Raw genomic sequence first — 21412 nt, forward strand, 5'->3', positions numbered from 1 at the left:
AACGCCTGCGACGGTAGCCGCCAGTGCGGGGACCGTGCGACTCGGGGTCACGGTGTGTCGGATCAAACTCCGGCGTAGGAGTGCAGTCCGGCGACCACCATGTTGATGAAGAACAGGTTGAACACCACACTGGCCCAGCCGAAGATGTTGATCCAGGCGGCGGGCTTGCCGCGCCAGCCGGCGGTGGCCCTGGCGTGCAGGTAGGCGGCGTAGATCACCCAGGAGACGAAGGCGACGATCTCCTTCGGGTCCCAGCCCCAGTACCGGCCCCAGGCGGACTCGGCCCAGATCGCGCCGGCGATGATGCCGAAGGTGAACAGCGGGAAGCAGAACACGGTCACCCGGTAGGCGATCCGGTCCAGGGTGTCGGTGTCCGGCAGCTTGCTGGCGAAGCTGGCCAGCCGGGCCGGGTTGTCCTCGTTGGCCCTGCGCACCAGGTACAGCATGCTGGCCACGCCCGGCAGCAGGAACAGCCCGCTGGCCACCACGATCACCGAGACGTGGATGACGATCCAGTACGAGCGCAGCGCCGGCACCAGCGGCGCGGCCTTGGCGTAGAGCACGGACCAGGCCAGGAAGAGCAGGATCACCATGGGCAGCAGCACGAACATGCCCAGCCTGCGCACGTTGTGCTTGCGCAGCAGCACCAGCCAGGCCACCACCGCGACCAGCACCACCGCGGAGACGTACTCGTACATGTTGCCCAGCGGCCAGCGGCTGGTGGCCAGCCCGCGCAGCAGCAGCGAGCCGAAGTGGAACAGCGCGCCCAGCCCGGTCAGCAGCACCGCGATCCGCCCGGCGCGCTCGGGCACGGTGGCCCTCGGCGGCTCGGCGATCCGGCCCGGCTGCACCGGTTCCGGCGTCGGCGCGCCGGCACCGACCAGCGCGCTGGTCTTGGCCTGCGCCGGCTTGCGGCCGAAGGCGTACTCCGCGGCGTAGGCGGCCATGGCCAGCACGTAGACGGCCAGCCCGCTGGTGTAGGACCAGTCGCTGTAGGTGGACAGGGTCTCGTTGACCGCCATCACTTGTCCTTTCCTGCGAACAGCTGGTTGGCCACGCGGGTGAACTCCTCGCCGTACCCGGCCTGGTCGGTGCGCGCGAGCCCACCGACCTCGACCAAGGTACGGCCGTCCTCGGCGGGCGAGATCCGCACCCACAGCCGCCGCCGCTTCACGATCAGCGACAGCGCGATGCCGATCATCACCGCCAGTCCGGCCAGCAGCACGGCCACCTGCGCCGGGTCGTTGGAGACCTGCAGCGAGACCCACGGCACCACGCCGTCGAAGCGGACCTTGGTGCCGTCGTCCAGGCTGACCTCCTCGCCGAGCGCGAGGTTCTTGCGCAGCACCTTGGTCAGCCGCCCCGACTCGACCATCGACTTGTCGACCTCGAAGATCGACTGGCCGCGGCCGGAGTCCAGGCCCAGGTCGCCGCGGTAGATGTCCACCGCGACCGCGGGGTCGTCGGCCGCGGGGAAGACCGAGGTGAGCACCGAGCCGTGGTAGCCGGCGGTCGGCGCGAACAGCCCGGTGATGGCCAGCTGCTTGCGGCGGCGCTCGTCCGGGTCGGTGACCCCCGGCGGGTCGAACTTGGTCGCACCCTCCGAGAGCAGGGTGGCCTGGTCCATCGGCTTCCACTGGATCAGGCCGGTGCGCTGCTCCCCGCCGGGGAAGGTGACCACGAAGCGCGGCGCGTAGCCGGTGCCGAGCAGGTAGACCCGGTCGCCGGAGAGCCGCAGCGGGTGGTTGACCTCCACGTCGGCGGCACGCCAGCCGGTGCCGTCCAGCTCGTGCGCGTCCTGGTAGGAGACCTTGGCGCGGTAGAGGTCGGGCTGCAGGTTGTCGAAGTAGCGGCTCTCGAAGCCGTCCACCCGCACGCAGAACGGGTTCAGCTCGGTGCCGTCCACGGTCAGGCCCGGCCGGAAGGAGTCGTAGGCGTAGATGCCCGCGTTGCAGAACTGGGAGCCGTTGGCCAGCACGATGACCTGGCCCTCGTAGCCGAACAGCTTGCCGGCCGCCATCCCCAGCAGCAGCGCCACCAGCGCGAAGTGGAAGACCAGGTTGCCCGCCTCGCGGGTGAAGCCGCGCTCGGCGCTGACCGTGGCCACGCCGCCGTCCTCGGTGCGCTCGACCTTGCGCCAGCCGCGCAGCGTGGACTTGGTGCCGGCCAGCACCTCGTCCACCGAACCGTCGACGGTGCCGTAGACGTGGTGCGGCATCCGGGCCAGCTTGCGCGGCACCAGCACCGGCTGCTGGCGCAGCTGCCTGGCGAACTCCACGGTGCGCGGCAGCAGGCAGCCGATCAGCGAGACGAACAGCAGCACGTAGATCGCGGCGAACCAGGGCGCGCCGTAGACGGCGAAGAAGCCGAGGTCGTCCAGGATCGGGCCAAGCGTGGGGTACTGCTTGAGGTAGTCGGCGACCTTGGCCGCGTTCAGCGAGTACTGCGGCAGCAGCGCGCCGGGCATCGCGGCCAACGCGAGCAGGAACAGCAGGATCAGCGCGGTGCGCATGCTGGTCAGCCCGCGCCAGGTGTTGCGCAGGAAGGCGAGGGCGGCGCGCGGGGCGCTCTGCCGGACCGGTGCGCTCACAGCGGCAGCCTGAAGTCGGCGACCAGGCTGATCTGGATCCAGGACACCAGCTGCCCCCACAGGCCGGTGACCAGCAGCACGCCCACCAGCACCAGCATCCCGCCGCCGAAGAGCTGCACGCCGCGGGTGTGCCGCCGCAGCCAGCCGGTGGCCCGCACCGCCCAGCGCGCGCCCAGCGCGAGCACCAGGAACGGCAGGCCGAGGCCGAGGCAGTAGGCCAGGATCAGCACGATCCCGCGCAGGCTGCCGCCGCCGGTGCCCGCGGCCACGGTGACCACGCCGGTGAGCATCGGCCCCATGCACGGCACCCAGCCCAGCCCGAACAACGCGCCCAGCACCGGCGCGCCTGCCAGGCCCAGCCTGGGCACGTGGTGCGAGCGGACATCGCGCTGGAGCAGCGGCACCAGGCCCATGAAGACCAGGCCCATGAAGATGGTGACGACGCCGCCGATGCGTTGCAGCAACGGGCCGTTCTCGATCAGCGCGTCGGCCACCCCGAGCACGCCGAGCATGCCGATGGCGAAGACCACGGTGAACCCGGCCACGAACAGCAGCGCCGCCCCGGCCACCCGCCAGCGGCCCTTACGCGCCTCGGCGGCCTCGTCGCTGTTGATCGGCGGCTGCTCCGCCCCGACCAGTCCGGCCAGGTAGGAGAGGTAGCCGGGGACCAGCGGCACCACGCACGGAGAGGCGAAGGACAGCGTCCCGGCGAGCACGGCCACCAGGGCCGCGAGGATGAGCGGCCCCGAGATGGCGAGCTGGGTGGCGGGGTCCACGAGTAGCCAGAGTACGTAACTCGTTCGCGCTTGACTTTTCGGGGTTGCGTCGTGGGCTCGGCCACACTGTCCAGTTGGGACGAACGGAGTCTTCTGCGCGAGCCCCGTGGCACCTAGCGTCTAGCCGTGCTTCGCCCCTTCGCCGCACTCGCCGGCGCGCTTTCCTGCACCGCCCTTGTGCTCTCGCTGTCCCAGCCGGTGGCCGACGCGGCTCCACAGAAGTTCGAGCTCCGCGAGGTCTTCGCCCCGGACGGCACGATCAGCAAGGTCAAGGTGCCGGTGCTGCCGGACCTGCCCAAGGCCGCCGACGAGATCCTGGCCCAGATCGGCATCGTGCACGAGACCGGACCGTCCACCGAGCGCTTCGACCTGGTCTTCGTCGGCGACGGCTACACCGCGGCCGACCTGCCCGCCTACGAGCGGCACGTGCGGGAGAAGTGGGCCGAGCTGGCCCAGGTGGAGCCGTTCAAGTCGCTGTCCGGACACCTCAACGTGTGGCGGGTGGACGTGGTGTCCACGGACTCCGGCGTCGACCACGACCCGGCGCAGGGCGTGCTCAAGGACACCGCGCTGGACATGGGCTTCTGGTGCCAGGGCAGCAGCGGCACCGAGCGGCTGCTGTGCGTGAACGAGACCGCGGCCAAGCAGTACGCCGCGCTGGCCCCGCAGGCCGACCAGGTGATCGCGCTGGGCAACACGGCCAAGTACGGCGGCGCGGGCGGCCCGGTGGCCACCGCGGCCGGCGGCAACGCCCAGGCCGGACAGATCGCCATCCACGAGCTCGGCCACTCCATGGGCGGGCTGGCCGACGAGTACTTCTCCCCTGGCGATCCCTACACCGGTCCCGAGCTGCCCGAGCCGAACGCCTCCGTGCTGACTGAGGCGCAGATGCGCGAGCAGCGGGTCAAGTGGCACGCGCTGATCGGCCAGCCGACCCCGGACGGCGGCGTGATCGGCGTCTTCGAGGGCGGCAGGTACCAGGAGCGCGGCATCTTCCGGCCCAGCCAGGACTCGATCATGCGCACGCTCGGCCGGGAGTTCAACCTGATCGGCCGCAAGGCGATGACCGACGCGATCCTGGCCAAGTCGCAGCCACCGGTGGACCTGGCGGCCCTGCTCCGGCAGCTGCGACTCCAGCCGAACTAGTTCTTCTCCGCGGCCAGTTCCTTGACCACCGGCAGCAGCTCGGCGTCGGTGAGCTTGCTCAGGAACACCGCGGCCACCCGGTGCTGGCGGTCCAGCAGGATGGTGGAGGGGACCGCGTTGCGCGGGTAGCCGCGCAGGCCCAGCAGCGACCGGCCGGGCGGGTCGTAGATGGACGGGTAGGTCTGCTTGTGGTCGCGCACGAAGTCGGCCGCGGCGCTGCGGATCTCGTCCCGCAGGTCGATGCCGAGGAACTGCACGCCGGAGTCCTTGGTCTGCTCGAAGACCCGCTCCAGGTCGTCCACCTCGTCCCGGCAGGGCGGGCACCAGCTGCCCCACAGGTTGAGCACCACGACCTTGCCCGCGTAGTCCGAGGTCTTGATCGTCTTGCCCTCTTCGAGCAGGTTGTCCCCGCTGAGCACCGGCGGCTTCTGCCGCTTGGCCGGCTCGTACCGGATGCGGGTCTGGCCGCCGGGGGCGACGAACTCGAAGTCGCCGCCGGTGGCCACCGCGTCGGTGCCGGTGGCGCAGCCGGTCAGCATCAGCGCGGCCAGGAGTGCGGGCACCAGTCGCCTCATGCCCCGGTCACCCTCGGGTCGGTGCGGCCGACCGGCTCGCGGTAGACGATCCGGACCAGCTCCTCGTCCTGGAAGACCAGGCTGGTCAGCGAGGCCAGCGAGCACTGGCGGCGGCGCGGGTCGTGCCACATCCGGCGGCCCTCCAGGAACCGGCGCACGGTCCAGATCGGCAGTTGGTGGGACACGCAGACCGCCTCGTGCCCGGCCGCGGCCACCCTGGCCCGGTGCACCGCGCCCAGCATCCGGTGCGCGATGTGCAGGTAGGGCTCGCCCCAGGACGGGCGGAACGGGTTGTACAGCTTGGCCCAGTGCCGGGGCGAGCGCAGCGCGCCGTCGCCGACGGAGACCTTGAGGCCCTCGAACTTGTTCGCCGACTCGATCAGCCGGTCGTCCACCGCGACCTCCAGCTGGTGCGAGTCGGCCAGCGGCCGGGCGGTCTGCTGCGCGCGCTCCAGCGGCGAGGCCACCACGTGCGTGATGTCCCGCTCGTTGAGGTGCTCGGCGACCAGCTTCGCCTGCTGCTGACCCGCGCCGGAGAGCCGGAACCCGGGCAGGCGGCCGTAGAGGATGCCGTTGGGGTTGTAGACCTCGCCGTGCCGGAGCAGGTGGACCACGGTGCGCGTCACGAGTTCTCCTTGGCTGCCGCCGCGGCCGCCGCGGCGTGCGGCAGGGCCTCGGTGATCCGCTCGAAGGCCCGCTCGTCCAGCGCCGCGGAGACGAACCAGGCCTCGAACGCGCTGGGCGGCGGGTACACGCCACGAGCCAGCAGCTCGTGGAAGAACGGGGCGAACCGCCAGGTCTGGGCCGCCTTGGCGCCCTCGTAGTCGCGCACCGGGTCCTCGGTGAAGAACACGCTGACCAGGTTGCCCGCGTACTGCACCCGGTGCGCCACGCCCTCGGCGGTGAGCGCGTCGGCCAGCAGCGAGCCGAGCTTGCGCGCGTTGGTGTCCAGCGCGGTGTAGACCTCGGCGGTGGCGTTGCGCAGCGTGGCCAGGCCCGCGGCCACCGCCACCGGGTTCCCGGACAGCGTGCCCGCCTGGTAGACCGGCCCGGCCGGGGCCAGCCGCGCCATCACGTCGGCCCGCCCGCCGAAGGCCGCCGCGGGCAGCCCGCCGGACATCACCTTGCCGAAGGTGTAGAGGTCGCCCGCGACCCCTTCCACGCCGTACCAACCGGCCGAGGAGACCCGGAACCCGGTCATCACCTCGTCCATCACCAGCAGCGCCCCGTTGGCCGAGCACAGCTCCTTGAGCGCGGCGTTGAAACCGGCCTCCGGCGCCACCGCGCCCATGTTGCCCGCGGCCGCCTCGGTGATCACGCAGGCGATGTCCGCACCGTGCTCGGCGAAGGCCGCCCGCACCGCGTCCAGGTCGTTGTAGGGCAGCACCAGGGTGTCCTCGGCCTGTGCGCCGGTCACGCCGGGCGTGGTGGGCAGCCCCAGCGTGGCCACGCCCGACCCGGCCTGGGCGAGCAGCGCGTCCACGTGCCCGTGGTAGCAGCCGGCGAACTTGACCACCTTGCGCCGTCCGGTGAACCCGCGGGCCAGCCGGATCGCGCTCATGGTGGCCTCGGTGCCGGAGTTGACCAGCCGCACCTGCTCCACCGGGGCCACCCTGGAGATGATCTCCTCGGCCAGCTCGATCTCGCCCTCGGTCGGCGTGCCGAAGGACAGCCCGCTGCTCGCGGCCCGCTGCACCGCCTCGACCACGGCGGGGTGCGCGTGCCCGAGGATCATCGGCCCCCAGGACGCGACCAGGTCCACGTACTCGTTGCCGTCGGCGTCGGTGAGGTACGCGCCCTGTCCCTTGACCATGAACCGCGGCGTGCCACCCACCGCCTGGAAGGCCCGGACCGGGGAGTTCACTCCACCCGGCGTGGCCTTGGCCGCCCGCTCGAACAGGGCGCGGGAGGTGGCGACGGAGGCTTCGTCACTGCGGTTGCTCACTGGCGTCGACGTCACTGCTCCAGTGTCGCAACACCCGAGCGGGGGGTGTCGTGGGGGCTGGTGTGCCCGAGCGGTAAACCGCTCGGGCACACCAGCCACCTGGGAGATCCACGAAACTGCTTCGCAATTACCGCGAGAAGGCGGAAGCGATCAGCTGTGCTCAGTTCTCCGAGGCGTTTTCCATCTCGGCCTCGACGCACGGGCCGTCGCTGTACTTCTTGTTCAGCGCGTCGACCGGCACCAGGCCGATCTCGTTGTCGTCCACGCACACCGGCAGCTGGATGTTCGTGTTGTTCAGGAGCTCGATGGCCGAGTCATCGTTCTTCCAGAACTGGGAGGCCGGGGTGTGGTCGTGCTTCGGCATGTCCTCGTCGGCCATGGCCGTGGCAGTGCCACCCAGCATCGCACCGGCAGCGGCCAGCAACGCAACAGTCTGCTTGATCACTTGAGACAAACCTCTCGAGTTGTTGCTTGTCACCCGGCAAGGGGCCGGATGCGCAGAAGCTAGCGGATCTCCAGTTGCCGACCGACCCACGTCACCCATCATCCGAATGAACCGCCACGGAAACTCGCAGGTCAAGCCACGGGCGCGCCGGATACTAATTCACACTTTCCGGTCCCGTCATTCTTTTGATTCGCGGTGACTCCCGGATTGCCCGGAGAACCGGCCGCGAATTAACCCGAAAGTAGAGGTTTGAGTCACCCACACCCGCGTGGAGCAGCACTGATAGCCGCTCGCCAAGAACCGAGCGAGTGGCACACGCCGTCACACTAGGTCACCGAGGGTGAGGTTTCGGGGCGGTCGCCAGGCCCCGGCTCCGGGGCCTGGCGACCCCCGCTCACTCGTGCCGCAGCGCCTGGATCGGGTGCAGCTTGCTGGCCCGGTTCGCCGGCAGCGCGCCGAAGAACAACCCGATCAGGGCCGAGACGCCGAAGGCCAGCAGCACCGAGGAGGGCACCACGGTCAGCTGCAGGCCGCGAATGCTGAACTGCCCGGCGACCAGGCCGACCACCACGCCGAGGAAGCCGCCGAACATGCTCAGCATGGTGGCCTCGGCCAGGAACTGGCCCATGATCGCGCCCCTGGTGGCCCCGATCGCCTTGCGGATGCCGATCTCGCGGGTCCGCTCGGTCACCGTGACCAGCATGATGTTGGTGATGCCGACACCGCCGATGAGCAGCGCGATGCCGCCGATGGCCAGGATCAGGTAGGTCAGCACGGTGTCGATCTGCCTGCTGCTGCGGGTCAGCTCCCTGGGGTCGCTGATCTCGAAGTCGGCTGGCTTGTCCGCGTCGATGCGGTGCTTGGCCCGCAGCACCTGGTCGATGGCGGCCCTGGCCTGGTCCATCTTCTCCACCGAGTGCGCCTGCACGGAGAACTGGCTCAGCGGCTGCTGCCCGGTCAGGGTGTTCTGCAGGGTGGACAGCGGCATGGCCAGCATCTCGTCGGTGGAGCGGCCGCGACCGCCCTCACCGGCCTCCTCCAGCACGCCGACCACCACGAACTGCATGCCGCTGATGATCACCTGCCGGTTCACCGGGTCCTGCCCGTTGAACAGCTCGCCGGCCAGCTTGCCGCCCATCACGATGACCTTGCGGGACTCGGTGACGTCGGCCTTGCTGAAGTAGGTGCCCCGCGCCAGCAGGGCGTTGTTCAGCTGGAAGAAGTCCGGGTGGGTGCCCAGCACCTGCGCGTTGTCCTTGGTGCGCACCCCGTCGTTGACCGAGCCCTGGCTCCACACCCCGGGCACGACCGCCTTGATCCGGTCGGCCAGCTCCGGCGCGGCCAGCGCCTCCGCGTCCTCCAGGGTCAGCGCGCGACCAGGGCCGGACTCGGAGTACTTCTGGTAGACGCTCAGGGTGTGCGCGCCCAGGCTGTTGATGCTGTTCATGATCATGTTGGACGCGCCCTGGCCGACCGCGACGATCACGATCACCGAGGCCACCCCGATCAGGATGCCCAGCGTGGTCAGGATCGAGCGGAGCTTGTTGGCCAGCAGGCCGCGCACCGCGGAGAAGAGGATCTCGCCCATCCTCATCGGGCCACCCCCACCGCGTGCCGGTTCGCCTGCTTGCGCTCCTCGTGCACGACCTTGCCGTCCACCATGTGCAGGATCCGGTGCGCGTGCTCGGCCACGTCCCGCTCGTGCGTGATCATCACGACCGTGCGGCCGGTGGCGTTGAGGCGGTCCAGGATGGCCAGCACCTCCGCGGTGCTCTTGGAGTCCAGGTTGCCGGTGGGCTCGTCGGCCAGCAGCAGCGCCGGTTCGGTGACCAGCGCGCGGGCGATGGCCACCCGCTGCTGCTGTCCGCCGGAGAGCTCGGTGGGCAGGTGCTTGACCCGGTCGGCCAGGCCGACGGTGTCCAGCGCGGCCAGCGCCCTGCGCCGGCGTTCGGCCTTGCGCAGCCCCGCGTAGCTCATCGGAAGCTCCACATTGGACAGTGCGTTGAACCTGGGGATCAGGTTGAAGGACTGGAACACGAACCCGATCTTCTGGTTGCGCACCCTGGCCAGCTGCCGTGGCTTCTGCTCGGCCACGTTGACCCCGTCGAGGAAGTACTCGCCCTCGGTGGCCGGGTCAAGGCAGCCCACGATGTTGAGCAGGGTGGACTTGCCGGAACCGGAGGCGCCCATGATCGCCACGTAGTCGCCGGTGGGCACCACGAGGTCGACCCCGGCCAGCGCGTGCACGGTGGCCTCGCCCATGCCGTAGGTCTTGCGCACCCCGCGCAGCTCGATGACCGGGTGGTTCCCGGGCGCGGGCTGGCTCACCGGCCCACCCGGACCGGCGCGGACTTGCCGGGGAAGCCACCCTCCGGGAACCGGCCGGGGCCGCCGGAGTCCGACAGCAGCACCACATCGCCCTCGCGCAGGCCGGAGGTGATCTCGATGATGTGGTCGCTGCGCACGCCCAGCTGCACCGGGGTCTGCTTGGGCTGGCCGTTCTCCATCACGGTCACCGTGCTCTTGCCGTCCACCGTGCGCACCGCGCCGGAGGGCACCTGGAGCACCGAGTCCGCCTTGGCGGTGGTGACCACCACGTTGGCCGACTGGCCGGGCTTGAGCTCGGCCGAGGCCTCGTCCAGCTCCAGCAGCACGCCGTACTGGACCACGCCGGAGGAGCTGGCCGGCATCAGGTCCACCTGCACCACCTTGGCCGGGAACTTCTTGCCGCCCAAGGCGTTCACCGCGACCTGGGCGGTCTGGCCGACCTTGACCTTGACGATGTCGATCTCGGAGAAGGTGGCCGCGATCTGGTAGCCGGACAGGTCGGTGACGGTGAGGAAACCGCTGCCGGAGGAGGAACCGCCGCTGGGCGGCTGCGGGACGTCCGGGATGCCGCTGGGGCCGCCCCGGCCACCACCGCCGCCCTGCCCGCCCTGGCTGCCGGCGGAACCGCCGGAGCCGCCGGTGTTGCCCGCGGAGGTGCCGCCACCGCCGGAGCGCTGGCCGACCGCGCCGTTCATCGCGGTGACCGTGCCGGCGAAGGGCGCGTAGATGGTGGTGGAGCGCACGGCGTCCTGGGCCTGCTCGACCTGGAGCTCAGCCTGCTTGACCTGGGCGTTGGGCCCGGTGACCGGCTGCTTGGCCTCCTTGGCCGCGGTGACCGCGGCCTTGGCGGACTCCAGCTGGGCCTTGGCCGCGTCCAGCTGGGCCTTGGCCTGCCGGTCGTCCGCGGTGGCCAGCTTCTGGTTCTTGCTGACCTTGTCGCCGAGCTTGACGAAGACCTTGTTGACGATCGCGCTGGTGCCGAAGTCGACGTTGGCCGACCGGGAGGCGCGCAGGCTGGCCGCCGCCGACACGGTGTCGATGACCGAACCCTTGCTGACCGTGGCGGTGGGCGGACCGGTCGGACCGCGTTCGGCGGCCGAGGTCGGCGCCCACCAGCGGTACCCCAGGTATCCGCCACCGGCAACTACGACGAGAGCGACGACGCCGACAATGATCCACCTACGGCGTCGAGGACGTGGTGACATTTCGCCACCCTATCCACCCAGTGCATAGCCAGATCAGGGGAATACCCTGATTTCCGGTGACTGTGACATGGCTATTACACAACCGACAGTACTGGCTCAGGCGCGGCGGCGTCCCCGGGTGCGGGCGGCCAGCATGACCTGCCGGATGGCGTCGACCACGGCCAGTAGCGCGCACAGCGCGAGCAGCGTGGCCAGACCCAGCCAGGGCCCGGCGTACCTGGTCAGCTCGTAGGGCGGCCCGCCCGGCTTGGCGTTGGGCAGGGTGATCGGGACCAGCCCGCGCTGCCAGGCCCAGCACGCGCCGAGCACCAGCAGCACCGCGAGCACCAGTTCCGCCAGTGCGACCAGCGCCCGCCATGGCTGGTGCAGCCGGGGCTGCGCGGGCGCCGCGGGCAACGGGCTCTCGGTCTGCGGGGAACTCACGCCGGACAGCTTCTCACGACCGCGCGTCCAACCGCCGTCGCAGTGCGTCACGCAGGCCTTCGGCGTCCCGCGCCCAGGCGAGCACCACCGAGTCGTCGGTCAGCCGCACCGGCAGCTCGTCACAGCCCTTGGGCACGCTCCAGCCGCCGCCGAGCACCCTGGCGCCCACCGGCGCGCCCACCTCCTCGCCGACCTCGGCGATCCGCTCCACCGGCAGCTGCTCACGGCCGCAGCGCAGGTGGTACGGGGTCAGCGAGACCGAGCACACCCGGCGCCGCGCCTGCACCCAGACCAGCGCGGCCACCCCGAACCCGCCGCCGATGAGCAGCCACGGCACCCAGTTCACCCGGCCGCCGGTGATCAGCTCGACCAGCAGCGCGACCGCGGCGAACCCCGGTCCCCACAGCACCGGCCACCAGCTGGAGCCGGGTTCGCCGTGCAGGACCGGGGCCGGTTCGTCGGGCTGGGTCACCGCGCGGTCTTCACCGCGATGAGCCAGTCGGTGCTGTTCCGCCACCAGGAGGTGAGCAGCGCCCCGGTGAGCAGGACCGCGATCAGCAGGCCTTCCGCGGTCAGCCCCTGCCGCAGCATGAACACCAGCTGGAGCACCGCGGCGATGGTCAGCGCCAGCCGCGCCCAGCTGAAGCCGCGGCGCAGCAGCAGCCCGAAGCCCACGTAGATGATCCCGAAGAACACCATGGTGACGCTGTGGAAGGTCAGCAGGGTGGTGGCGACCTTCTCCGGGTCCGGCACCTTCTGCTGGGTCAGTGCGTCCCGCACGGTCCCGTACTGGGTCCAGTAGAAGATCGTGTTCAGCACGCCGAAGGTCGCGGTGGCCAGCCAGAGGCCAACCGCGATCCTGATCGACCCCGGGTGCGGCGAAACTGCCGCCATCAGGCCTGCTTGAAGTAGAAGTTGGCGTTGCGCTGGAACATCAGCACGATGCCCGCGATGGCCAGCAGCGGCGGCAGGAAGCCCAGGTACATCGCGACCGAGGACATCGTCGGGACCTGGACCGGGCCGTCAGCGGGCAGGCTGGCCAGGATGCCGACGCCGGCCAGGCCGAACAGCCCGCTGAGGATGCCGAGGCCGCCGAGCACGGTGAGCACGACCCGCGCCCAGTTCCGGCCGTTGCGCATGAACACCGCGAACATCACGAACAGCCCGGCCATGATGATGCCGAACACCATGCCGGCGATGAGCGCGGTGCCGCCGGCGGACTCCATGGTCTGCGCGAACCGCTCCTGCAGCTCCGGCGGCAGGTTGTTGACCTGCGAGCGCTGGAACTCCTGCAGTCCGGCCAGCTGCTCCTTGCTGCCGATGTAGCCGAGCACGGAGCCGATCAGGTAGATCACCGCGCCGGCCACCCAGACCCAGAAGGCCAGCTCGACCTGCTGCGGGCGGGCGATCGCGCCACCGCCGCCGGGCATGCCGGGGGGCAGGTACTGGCCCTGCTGGCCGTACTGGCCGGGCTGACCGTACTGCGGCTGCTGCCCGTACTGGGGCTGGCCGTAGCCGGGCTGCTGCTGCTGCGGGTGCCCCTGCTGCGGGAAGCCCTGCGGGGTGGAGGGGTACCCCTGCTGGGGGTACTGCGGTTGACCCTGGTTGGGGTCGTACGGGTTGCTCACGCGCTCACGCTAGGGCCGACCACCGACACTGTCCAACGGCTATGCCGGTGTGTTACCTGGTCGGGTCCTGCGCACGCCGATGAAGTACGCCCGGGAGGTCGGGTGGAACATCATCACCAGCGCCCCGACGTCCAGCGCGAAGATCACCACGGACAGCGTGACCTGGATGAACCCGAGCTGGGCCAGCGCGGCCGAGGCCCCGCCCAGCAGGCCGAGCACGCCGATCAGCCCGAGGCCCACGCTCATCCCGCCGAGCACGGTCAGCACCACCCTGGGCGCCTCCGCGCCCTGCACCATCCGGGTGGCCAGCCACCAGAACAGCGCGATGAGGCCGAGCCGGAACAGCACCGCCATCACCACCGCGAGGCTCACCGCGCCGTCCACCTGGGCCATGGTCAGCTGCGGGGCGAACTGGCCGAGCATGTCGCTGATGCCGCGCCGGTCGAGCAGCCGCAGCACCACCGCGACCAGCCCGACCACACTGCTGGCCACCCACAGCTGCCGGGACCGCAGCAGCTGCGGCGGCGGGGTCAGCGCCTCGCTCATCCGCGGTCCAGCCACTGCGCGGCCTCGGTGGCCCAGTAGGTCAGCACGATGTCCGCGCCGGCCCGCCGGATCGAGGTGAGGGTCTCCAGCACGGTGCGCTCCCGGTCGATCCAGCCGTTGGCCGAGGCCGCCTCGACCATCGCGTACTCCCCGGAGATCTGGTACGCCGCGACCGGCACGTCACTGGCCTTGGCCACCTCGCTGAGCACGTCCAGGTAGGGCAGCGCGGGCTTGACCATGACCAGGTCCGCGCCCTCGGCCAGGTCCAGCGCCAGCTCGCGCAGCGACTCCCGCACGTTGGGCGGGTCCTGCTGGTAGGTCTTGCGGTCCCCGCGCAGCTGGGAGTCCACCGCCTCGCGGAAGGGCCCGTAGAGCGCGGAGGCGTACTTGACGGTGTAGGCCAGGATGCCGGTGCCGGTGAGCCCGGCGGCGTCCAGCGCCTCCCGGATGAACCCGACCTGCCCGTCCATCATGCCGCTGGGGCCCACCAGGTGCGCCCCGGCCTCGGCCTGCGCCACCGCCATCTCGCCGTAGAGGGTCAGGGTGGCGTCGTTGTCCACCGACCCGTCCGCGGCGAGCACCCCGCAGTGCCCGTGGTCGGTGAACTCGTCCAGGCAGCAGTCCGACATCAGCACGGTCGAGTCGCCAAGCTCACTGCGCAGCTCACGCAGCGCCGCGTTGAGGATCCCGTCCGGATCGATCCCGCCAGAGCCGGTGGCATCGCGGGTCTCCGGCACCCCGAACAGCATGATCCCGCCAACCCCGGCCTGCACGGCTTCCACCGCGGCCTTGCGCAGCGAGTCCATGGAGTGCTGCACCACCCCGGGCATCGACCGGATTGCGATCGGCTCGGCGGCGCCTTCCTTGACGAACATGGGCAGCACCAGGTGCTGCGGACGCACCGTGGTCTCGGCGACCAGACGGCGCAACGCGGGGGTGGTGCGCAGTCGGCGGGGGCGGTGGGACGGGAACACTGCGGAACTCCCTGGGAACGTGGCCGAGGTACAGATCCACGCTACGCGCCCCCCGCCAACGCTTCACGGGAAGGCAACCCAAACCACAAGCGAAACCACAGGCGCGAACCACTTGTCGCGAAAGAGGCGTGGCGCGCCAGCGACACGGCGGGCTCTTGGACCCGCGGTGGGTTTGATTTTTCGCGTCGCCTTGTCGTGCGTCCGACGCATCCGAAGCTTGCTTCGCGTGCGGCGGATGCACGACGAGGCGACTCAAGAGCGAAAAATCCCGCGCGCGGAGCGCGCCAATGTCACCGCCGGGCGCGCTTGGTCTTGCGAGGTGGCGGCAGTGCGCCCTCAGCCCGCAACCGAGCCGCGTGATCAGCCAGCGCGTCCACCAGCGCGGGCACCTGAGCGACCTCCGGCTGCACATCCACCCGCAACCCGAACTCGATCGCCGTCTCCGCGGTCTGCGGCCCGATACAAGCCACGATGGTCCGGGTGTGCGGCTTGCCCGCGATCCCCACCAGGTTCCGCACCGTGCTGGACGAGGTGAAGCACACCGCGTCGAACCCGCCGGTCTTGATCATCTCGCGGGTGTCGGCGGGCGGCGGCGCGGCGCGCACCGTGCGGTACGCGGTCACGTCGTCGGGCTCCCAGCCGCGCTCGCGCAGGCCGGCCGCCAGGGTCTCGGTGGCGATGTCCGCGCGGGGCAGCAGGATCCGGTCGACCGGGTCGAAGATGTCGTCGTGCGGCGGGAAGTCGGCCAGCAGGCCCTCGCTGGACTGGTCGCCGGAGGGCACCAGCTCAGGGGTGATACCGAAGGAGCGCACCTTCGCCGCGGTGGCCTCGCCGATGCAGGCGATCTTCACCCCGGAGAACGCGCGGGCGTCCAGGCCGAACTCCTCGAACTTCTCCCACACCGCGCGCACCGCGTTGGTGGAGGTGAAGATCACCCACTGGTAGCGGCCGTCGACCAGGCCCTTGACCGCGCGTTCCATCTGCGCGGGGCTGCGCGGCGGCTCCACCGAGATGGTGGGCACCTCGACCGGGATGGCGCCGTGCGCGCGCAGCCGGTCGCTCATCTCGCCGGCCTGCTCCTTGGTGCGCGGCACCAGCACCCGCCAGCCGTAGAGGGCGCGGGACTCCCACCAGGAGAGCTTGCTCCGGTTGCCCACCGAGCTGCCCACGGTGACCACCAGCGGGCCGTTGAGCTCGCCGGCGTCGGCGGCCAGCGAGGCCAGCGTGGAGTCGATGGTGCGCTGGGCGCAGCTGGTGCCCTCGGTGGTGACCGCGGCCGGGGTCTGCGGCGCCAGGCCGTACTCCACCAGCGAGGACGCCGCCTCGGCCAGGTGGCTCGCGGAGGCGTGCAGCACCAGGGTGCCGGGCGCGCCGGCCAGGGCGGCCCAGTCCACGCTGCCGCGCACGTCGGCCTCGGTGTGCACCGCGCCGAGCGCGACACCCGCGTAGGCGGGCACCGCGGTGCCCGCGGCCACGCCGGGGATGACGTCGAAGGCGACGCTGGTCTTGGCCACGGCCTGCGCCTCGGCCACCACCGCGTCGGCGGTGAGCGGGTCACCAGCGACCAGGCGGATCACCGAGCGGCCGTTCTTGGCCTCGGTGGCCAGGTCCTTGGCCACATCGGCCGGGTCGCCGACGGCGGGGCGGACCTCGATGCCCTCGGGGGCGAGCGCCAGCACCTCCTGCGGGACGTCCGGGTCGGTCACCACCAGCTCGGCGCTGGTGAGCAACTGCTGCGCCCGGACGGTGAGCAGGCCCAGGTCACCGGGACCGGAGCCGACGAAGGCGATCCGTCCGGGGGTCTTGCGTGCGCGGGTCATCAGGCACTCCCCATTCCATTAACTCCCTTGGGGCCGCTGAGCACGGCAGCGCCAAGGTCGAGCAGCTCCGCGGCCAGTGCGCGGCCCAGCTGCTCTGCTGCGGTCATCTCTCCGATGGCGGATGCGCGCAGCAACTCGTTCTGCGGCGTCGCGGCTACCCCGCGCAGGGACAGCCGTTCCACGACGCGTCCCTCCGCGTCCAGGTCCTCCACCACGTCGGCCAGCGCACCGATCGGCGCGCTGCAGCCCGCCTCCAGAGCGGCGAGCATCGCGCGCTCCGCGGTGACCGCGGCGCGGCTGGCCTGGTCGTCCAGCGTGGACCGGAGCAGGTGCTCGGTGTCCACGTCGTCAACGCGGCATTCCACCGCGAGGGCGCCCTGGGCCGGCGCTGGCAACATCTGCAGGGGGTCGAGCGCCTCGGTGATCGCGTCCAGCCTGCCCAGCCGGGCGAGCCCGGCGCGGGCCAGCACGACGGCGTCCAGCTCGCCGTTGACCACCTTCTTCAGCCGGGTGTCCACGTTGCCGCGGATCGGCTTGACCTCCCAGCCGAGGCCGAGCGCCTCGAGCTGCGCGGCCCGGCGCGGTGAGCCGGTGCCGATGACCGCGCCGGCGGGCAGCTCGCCGAGGGTGAGCCCGTCCCTGGCGCACAGCGCGTCCCTGGGGTCCTCCCGGCGCGGCACGGCGGCCAGCGCCAGGCGCGGGTCGGGCGCGGTGGGCAGGTCCTTGTAGGAGTGCACCGCGATGTCCACCTCACCGGCGGCGAGCGCGTCGCGCAGGGCCGAGGTGAACACGCCGATGCCGATCTCCGCGATCGGGGCCATGGACTGGTCACCGGGGGTGGACACGGTGACTATCTCCACGGTGGCGCCGGCCTGCTCAAGAGCCTGGGCGATGGTGCCGGTCTGGGCGAGCGCGAGGGCGCTGCCCCGCGTGCCGATGCGCAAGGTCCGTTTCACCGGGCCTCACCGTCCACTGTGGACATTGCGATGTGGTGGTTGGTCACACTCTCTGCTTCCGTTGCAGGCATTGCAGGTGTCGCGCTCACGGCGGCGGCCGACTGCGGGTCCAGGGCGAAGAGCTCGCGGAGGGCGTCCGCGTAGCTCGACCCGCCCGGCGCGGAGGCCAGCTGCTTCACCCGCACGGTCGGCATGTGCAGCAGCTTGTCGACCACCCGGCGGACGGTGCGGGACAGCTCGTCCCGGACGCCGGAGTCGAGATCGGGGAGCCGGGAGTCCAGTCGCAGCAGCTCGCTGTCGACCACCTCGGCGGCACGGCGGCGCAGCGCGGTCACCGTGGGTGTCACCTCGGCCGAGCGCTGTGCGGCCAGGTAGGCCTGCACCTCCTCGGCGACCAGCTCGGCGGCCCGCTGGGTGTCCCGGCCGCTGGGGGCTTCGCGCAGCCGCAGCTGCATGGTCTCCAGGTCGACCACGTGCACGCCGGGCAGCTCGCCGACCGCGGCTTCGACATCGCGCGGCAGCCCGAGGTCGCACACCACGAGGGCGCCCGGCTCGGTGCGCGCGGCGCGCACGGTCTCGGCGTCCAGCACGGGGGTGGACGCTCCGGTGCAGGCGACCACGACGTCGGCCAGCGCCAGCTCGGCCAGCAGCGACTCCAGGCCGATCGCGACCGCGGGGGTGCCGTCCTCAGCCAGCGCCTTGGCCAGCCGCTCGCCGTTGGCCGCGGTGCGGTTGGCCACCGCGATCCGGCCGACCCCGGCCCTGCGCAGCTGCGCGGCGGCCAGGCCGCCCATCGAGCCCGCGCCGATCACCAGCGCGCGACGGCCGGTCAGGCCGCCGAGCACCCGCTCGGCGTCGGCCAGCGCCTCGGTGACCACCGAGGGCCCGGCGTGGTCGATGGCGGTCTCGGTGTGCACGCGCTTTCCGACCCGCAGGCCGTGCTGGATCAGCTCGTGCAGCGTGCGGCCGACCGTGCCCATCTCGGTGGCCGAGGTGTAGGCGGCGCGCAGCTGGCCGAGGATCTGGGCCTCGCCCACGACCATCGAGTCCAGCCCGGCGGAGACCCGGAACAGGTGGTCCACCGCGCCGGCGGCGTAGTGCACGTAGAGGTGGTTGCACAGGGTGGTCACGTCCACGCCGGACTGGCGGGAGAGCACCCCGGAGATGTCGGCGAGGCCGCCGTGGAAGGTCTCCACCACGGCGTAGACCTCGACCCGGTTGCAGGTGGAGACGAGCACGGCCTCGGAGACGTTCGCGCACTCCACCAGCTCGGCCAGCAGCTTGGCCGCCTCGTCACCGGTGACCGCGGCGCGCTCCAGCACCGGCACCGGCGCGGTGCGGTGGGACAGACCGACCACGAGCAGGCTCATGGCCGCACCCCCACCTGGTCGGCGGCTGCGACCCGGGCACCGTTCGCCCTGGTGGCGGCGCTGCTGGGCGCCTCGGGCTCGGGCGCCTCATCGGCGCGACGGGCCACGTGGAAGGACAGGATCTGCATCTCCACCGCCAAGTCGACCTTGCGCACCTCGATGTCGTCCGGGACCTGGAGCACGACCGGTGCGAAGTTCAGGATGCATTGCACACCGGCGGAGACCAAACGATCACAGACGAGCTGAGCTGCCGCCGGAGGAGTGGCGATGACCCCGATGGTCACCTCGCGCTCCGCGCAGACGGTCGGGATGTCGTCCACGTGCTCGACCGGGATGCCGCCGACCGGCACCCCCATCAGGTCCGGGTCGACGTCGAAGAGGGCGGCCACCGGGAAGCCCCTGCCGGGGAAACCGCCGTAGTTGGCCAGCGCGTGGCCCAGGTTGCCGATGCCGACCACCGCGACGCTGTGCTTGCGGGTGAGACCGAGGATCCGCTCGATCTGGTCGACCAGCACCTCGACGTCGTAGCCGACGCCGCGGGTGCCGTAGGAGCCGATGTAGGAGAGGTCCTTGCGGAGCTTGGCGGAGTTGACGCCCGCCGCGGCGGCCAGCTCCTCGCTGGAGATGGTGCTCACGCCCTGTTCGACCAGGGTGGACAGCACTCGCAGGTAGACCGCGAGCCGGGCGACGGCCGCCTCCGGGATCGCCCTGGCGCGTTCACGGGCGCTGGGCACCTCGGGGGCGAGCGAGTCCTGGGCGACCGTCCCGGAGCTGCCGGCCGGGGCCGGTCGCCCCTCGTTCCGCTGCGCCGTCACGCGTTAACTCCCTCACCGAACACTCTGAGGTCACCGACACAGGTGCACCGAACGCGCCGAGCCCCGAACCCGCACGTCCACCCGGGTGACTGCTTATACGGTAGCCACTTGTGAACGCATGCACAAAGTCGCCGACCAAGGGCGTGACGAGGGCCCTTCGGAGTTGTGCTATAGGGGCTGGCGGCCACCGGGGCGAACGTGACGTCGCTCGCAACTGAGGGGGCTGTCAAGAGCCGGCCGGGTTGTCACCGGATCCGGTGATCCGCGCCGGTCAGGTCACGGTGAAGAAGATCGAGTGCCAGCCGGTGGCGCCGTCCGGCAGCACCTCGGCCCGCTCCGCGGTCTGCACGTAGCCGGATCGGTCGGTGGCCCGGCACTCCACGTTGTGCCCGCCCGGCGCGAGGTCGAACTCGATCCGCCACATCCGCCAAGTGTCCACATTGGACTCAGCGCTCAACGTGGCTGCCCGCCAAGGACCACCGTCCATCCGAACCTCCACTGTGGACACTCCGGTGTGCTGGGCCCACGCCGTCCCGGCGACCACCACGCGGCCGGCCGGCACCCTGGCGAACCCGGCGGGCTTGTCCACCCTGGACTGGGTCTTGATCGGCCCGAGCTTGCCCCAGCCGCGCCGGATCCAGTACGGGCTGAACGCGGCGAAGGTGGTCACCTCGGCCTCGGTGATCCACTTGGTCGCGCCGACGTACCCGTAGAGCCCCGGTGTGACCATCCGCACCGGAAAACCGTGCTCGGCGGGCAGCGGCTCGCCGTTCATGCCGATGGCCAGCAGCGCGCCCCGATCCGGCTCCAGCAGCACCGACAGCGGGGTGCCGCAGGTCCAGCCGTCCGAGCTGGTGGTGGCCAGCTGGTCCGCGCCGGGCTTCACCCCGGCCTCCAGCAGCAGTTCCCGCAGGTCCACCCCGGTGAAGGTGGCGGTGGACACGTACGGCCCGCCGACCTCGTTGGACACGCAGGTCAGCGTGATGGTCCGCTCCACCAGCGGCCGTTTCGCCAGGTCGTCGAAGGAGAGCGTGAGTTCCCGCTCGACCAGGCCGTGCACCCGCAGCCGCCAGTCCTCGGCGCGCAGCCGGGGCACGCTCAGCGCGGTGTCGATCCGGTAGAAGTCCGCGTTCGGGGTCAGGAAGCTCGGCGTGCCGTCCGCCGCGAAGTCCGCGCCCGGCGGGATCGCGGGCGCCTTGGCCGCCCTGGGCAGCACCGCGGCCACCGCGTCCTGGGAAGCGGCCACGTCCACCCGGCGGCCCAGCAGCTGCCCGGCAAGCCCGCTCAGACCGGCCCCGGCCGCGATGGCGACCGAGCCCAGCAGGAACCGGCGACGGGCCTCGGCCGGCGGCTCAGCGGCCCGCACAGCCAGCGCCCGCCCGTGCAGCCAGCTGAACACCCCGAGCCCGGCGAACAAACTCACCGCGGGCGCCAGCAGCCCGAGCTGACCCACGTCCGGCCGGCTGTACACCGCCAGCCCGCCGAGCACCCCCAGCGCCACCGCGAGCACCTGCCCCGGCAACGGCCGCGTCCTGGACAGCAGCCCGGCCAGCGCGCCCAGCCCGGCCAGCACCACCGCCATGCCGAGCAGTAGCACCAGCTTGTCCGCGGTGCCGAAGGTGCGCACCGCGAAGTCCTTGACCACGGCCGGGGTCAGGTCGATCGCGGCGTTGCCCACGGCCAGGTACGGCGAGGCGTTCGGTTCCAGCAGCCCGGCGGCCAGGTGCCCCGCGCCGAGCGCGGCCAGCACGGCCAGCAGACCGATCAGCGCGGCGACGGCCGCCGGGATGCGCGGAGTGTCCATGCCCTGCATTCGACGCCAGGCGAGGTCCGGTTCACATCGGTAACGACAGGCCGTCAGAAACCGGTA

22 protein-coding genes are annotated in these 21412 nt (G+C 71.5%); 1 reads left to right on the top strand and 21 read right to left on the bottom strand.

Annotated features, from left to right (window positions below):
• Positions 1 to 62 precede the first annotated feature (62 nt).
• From ccsB to ACWDY5_RS04705, 3 genes are all read right to left on the bottom strand, one after another.
• The gene (gene ccsB / locus ACWDY5_RS04695; protein WP_449720953.1) at positions 63 to 1022 is read right to left on the bottom strand and encodes a c-type cytochrome biogenesis protein CcsB; all 960 of its coding nucleotides are present in this window, start codon (positions 1020 to 1022) and stop codon (positions 63 to 65) included.
• Positions 1022 to 2512 (bottom strand): cytochrome c biogenesis protein ResB, encoded by a 1491-nt coding sequence (resB, locus tag ACWDY5_RS04700; protein WP_449721166.1) that lies wholly within the window; start codon positions 2510 to 2512, stop codon positions 1022 to 1024. The genes ccsB and resB overlap by 1 nt, the downstream gene beginning before the upstream one ends.
• 74 nt (positions 2513 to 2586) lie before the next feature.
• The gene (locus tag ACWDY5_RS04705) at positions 2587 to 3366 is read right to left on the bottom strand and encodes a cytochrome c biogenesis CcdA family protein (protein WP_449720954.1); all 780 of its coding nucleotides are present in this window, start codon (positions 3364 to 3366) and stop codon (positions 2587 to 2589) included.
• A gap of 126 nt (positions 3367 to 3492) precedes the next feature.
• On the opposite strand from ACWDY5_RS04705, the gene ACWDY5_RS04710 reads away from it, so the two are divergent.
• The gene (locus ACWDY5_RS04710) at positions 3493 to 4512 is read left to right on the top strand and encodes a M64 family metallopeptidase (protein ID WP_449720955.1); all 1020 of its coding nucleotides are present in this window, start codon (positions 3493 to 3495) and stop codon (positions 4510 to 4512) included.
• Here ACWDY5_RS04710 and ACWDY5_RS04715 read toward each other — a convergent pair.
• From ACWDY5_RS04715 to ACWDY5_RS04800, 18 genes are all read right to left on the bottom strand, one after another.
• Complete coding sequence (locus tag ACWDY5_RS04715; protein ID WP_449720956.1) at positions 4509 to 5087, bottom strand: redoxin domain-containing protein; 579 nt, start codon at positions 5085 to 5087, stop codon at positions 4509 to 4511. The two genes, ACWDY5_RS04710 and ACWDY5_RS04715, sit on opposite strands and share 4 nt — an antisense overlap.
• Positions 5084 to 5713: a histidine phosphatase family protein gene (locus ACWDY5_RS04720; protein ID WP_252483375.1), complete on the bottom strand. Its 630-nt coding sequence runs from the start codon at positions 5711 to 5713 to the stop codon at positions 5084 to 5086. The genes ACWDY5_RS04715 and ACWDY5_RS04720 overlap by 4 nt, the downstream gene beginning before the upstream one ends.
• The gene (gene hemL, locus ACWDY5_RS04725) at positions 5710 to 7032 is read right to left on the bottom strand and encodes a glutamate-1-semialdehyde 2,1-aminomutase (RefSeq protein WP_449720957.1); all 1323 of its coding nucleotides are present in this window, start codon (positions 7030 to 7032) and stop codon (positions 5710 to 5712) included. The genes ACWDY5_RS04720 and hemL overlap by 4 nt, the downstream gene beginning before the upstream one ends.
• 160 nt (positions 7033 to 7192) lie before the next feature.
• Positions 7193 to 7477 carry a hypothetical protein gene (locus tag ACWDY5_RS04730; protein ID WP_449720958.1) on the bottom strand — a complete coding sequence of 95 codons (285 nt, stop codon included), beginning with the start codon at positions 7475 to 7477 and terminating at the stop codon, positions 7193 to 7195.
• Positions 7478 to 7871: 394 nt separating this feature from the next.
• On the bottom strand, positions 7872 to 9071 hold the full coding sequence (locus tag ACWDY5_RS04735) for an ABC transporter permease (RefSeq protein ID WP_283661901.1): 1200 nt from the start codon (positions 9069 to 9071) through the stop codon (positions 7872 to 7874).
• Positions 9068 to 9739: an ABC transporter ATP-binding protein gene (locus ACWDY5_RS04740; RefSeq protein WP_449721167.1), complete on the bottom strand. Its 672-nt coding sequence runs from the start codon at positions 9737 to 9739 to the stop codon at positions 9068 to 9070. Before ACWDY5_RS04740 ends, ACWDY5_RS04735 begins: the two co-directional genes overlap by 4 nt.
• A gap of 62 nt (positions 9740 to 9801) precedes the next feature.
• Positions 9802 to 11010 (bottom strand): efflux RND transporter periplasmic adaptor subunit, encoded by a 1209-nt coding sequence (locus tag ACWDY5_RS04745; RefSeq protein ID WP_449720959.1) that lies wholly within the window; start codon positions 11008 to 11010, stop codon positions 9802 to 9804.
• Positions 11011 to 11106: 96 nt separating this feature from the next.
• Complete coding sequence (locus tag ACWDY5_RS04750; protein ID WP_449720960.1) at positions 11107 to 11433, bottom strand: hypothetical protein; 327 nt, start codon at positions 11431 to 11433, stop codon at positions 11107 to 11109.
• 13 nt (positions 11434 to 11446) lie between these two features.
• Entirely contained in the window at positions 11447 to 11905 is a 459-nt protein-coding gene (locus tag ACWDY5_RS04755) for a hypothetical protein (protein ID WP_449720961.1), read from the bottom strand.
• The gene (locus ACWDY5_RS04760; protein WP_449720962.1) at positions 11902 to 12327 is read right to left on the bottom strand and encodes a hypothetical protein; all 426 of its coding nucleotides are present in this window, start codon (positions 12325 to 12327) and stop codon (positions 11902 to 11904) included. The genes ACWDY5_RS04755 and ACWDY5_RS04760 overlap by 4 nt, the downstream gene beginning before the upstream one ends.
• On the bottom strand, positions 12327 to 13061 hold the full coding sequence (locus tag ACWDY5_RS04765) for a hypothetical protein (protein ID WP_449720963.1): 735 nt from the start codon (positions 13059 to 13061) through the stop codon (positions 12327 to 12329). Before ACWDY5_RS04765 ends, ACWDY5_RS04760 begins: the two co-directional genes overlap by 1 nt.
• Before the next feature lie 39 nt (positions 13062 to 13100).
• Positions 13101 to 13607: a hypothetical protein gene (locus ACWDY5_RS04770; RefSeq protein ID WP_449720964.1), complete on the bottom strand. Its 507-nt coding sequence runs from the start codon at positions 13605 to 13607 to the stop codon at positions 13101 to 13103.
• A complete protein-coding gene (gene hemB / locus ACWDY5_RS04775; RefSeq protein WP_449720965.1) occupies positions 13604 to 14581 on the bottom strand; it encodes a porphobilinogen synthase in 978 nt (325 codons plus the stop codon). The genes ACWDY5_RS04770 and hemB overlap by 4 nt, the downstream gene beginning before the upstream one ends.
• 290 nt (positions 14582 to 14871) lie before the next feature.
• Positions 14872 to 16401 carry a bifunctional uroporphyrinogen-III C-methyltransferase/uroporphyrinogen-III synthase gene (locus ACWDY5_RS04780; RefSeq protein WP_252483386.1) on the bottom strand — a complete coding sequence of 510 codons (1530 nt, stop codon included), beginning with the start codon at positions 16399 to 16401 and terminating at the stop codon, positions 14872 to 14874.
• Positions 16401 to 17357 (bottom strand): hydroxymethylbilane synthase, encoded by a 957-nt coding sequence (hemC, locus tag ACWDY5_RS04785; protein WP_449720966.1) that lies wholly within the window; start codon positions 17355 to 17357, stop codon positions 16401 to 16403. Before hemC ends, ACWDY5_RS04780 begins: the two co-directional genes overlap by 1 nt.
• Positions 17354 to 18727 (bottom strand): glutamyl-tRNA reductase, encoded by a 1374-nt coding sequence (locus ACWDY5_RS04790; protein ID WP_449720967.1) that lies wholly within the window; start codon positions 18725 to 18727, stop codon positions 17354 to 17356. Before ACWDY5_RS04790 ends, hemC begins: the two co-directional genes overlap by 4 nt.
• Positions 18724 to 19461 (bottom strand): redox-sensing transcriptional repressor Rex, encoded by a 738-nt coding sequence (locus ACWDY5_RS04795; RefSeq protein WP_252483538.1) that lies wholly within the window; start codon positions 19459 to 19461, stop codon positions 18724 to 18726. The genes ACWDY5_RS04790 and ACWDY5_RS04795 overlap by 4 nt, the downstream gene beginning before the upstream one ends.
• Positions 19462 to 19813: 352 nt before the next feature.
• Positions 19814 to 21346, bottom strand: coding sequence for a molybdopterin-dependent oxidoreductase (locus ACWDY5_RS04800; protein ID WP_449720968.1), 1533 nt, complete (start codon positions 21344 to 21346; stop codon positions 19814 to 19816).
• Between the last annotated feature and the right edge of the window lie 66 nt (positions 21347 to 21412).

This window comes from Crossiella sp. NPDC003009 (assembly GCF_053591555.1).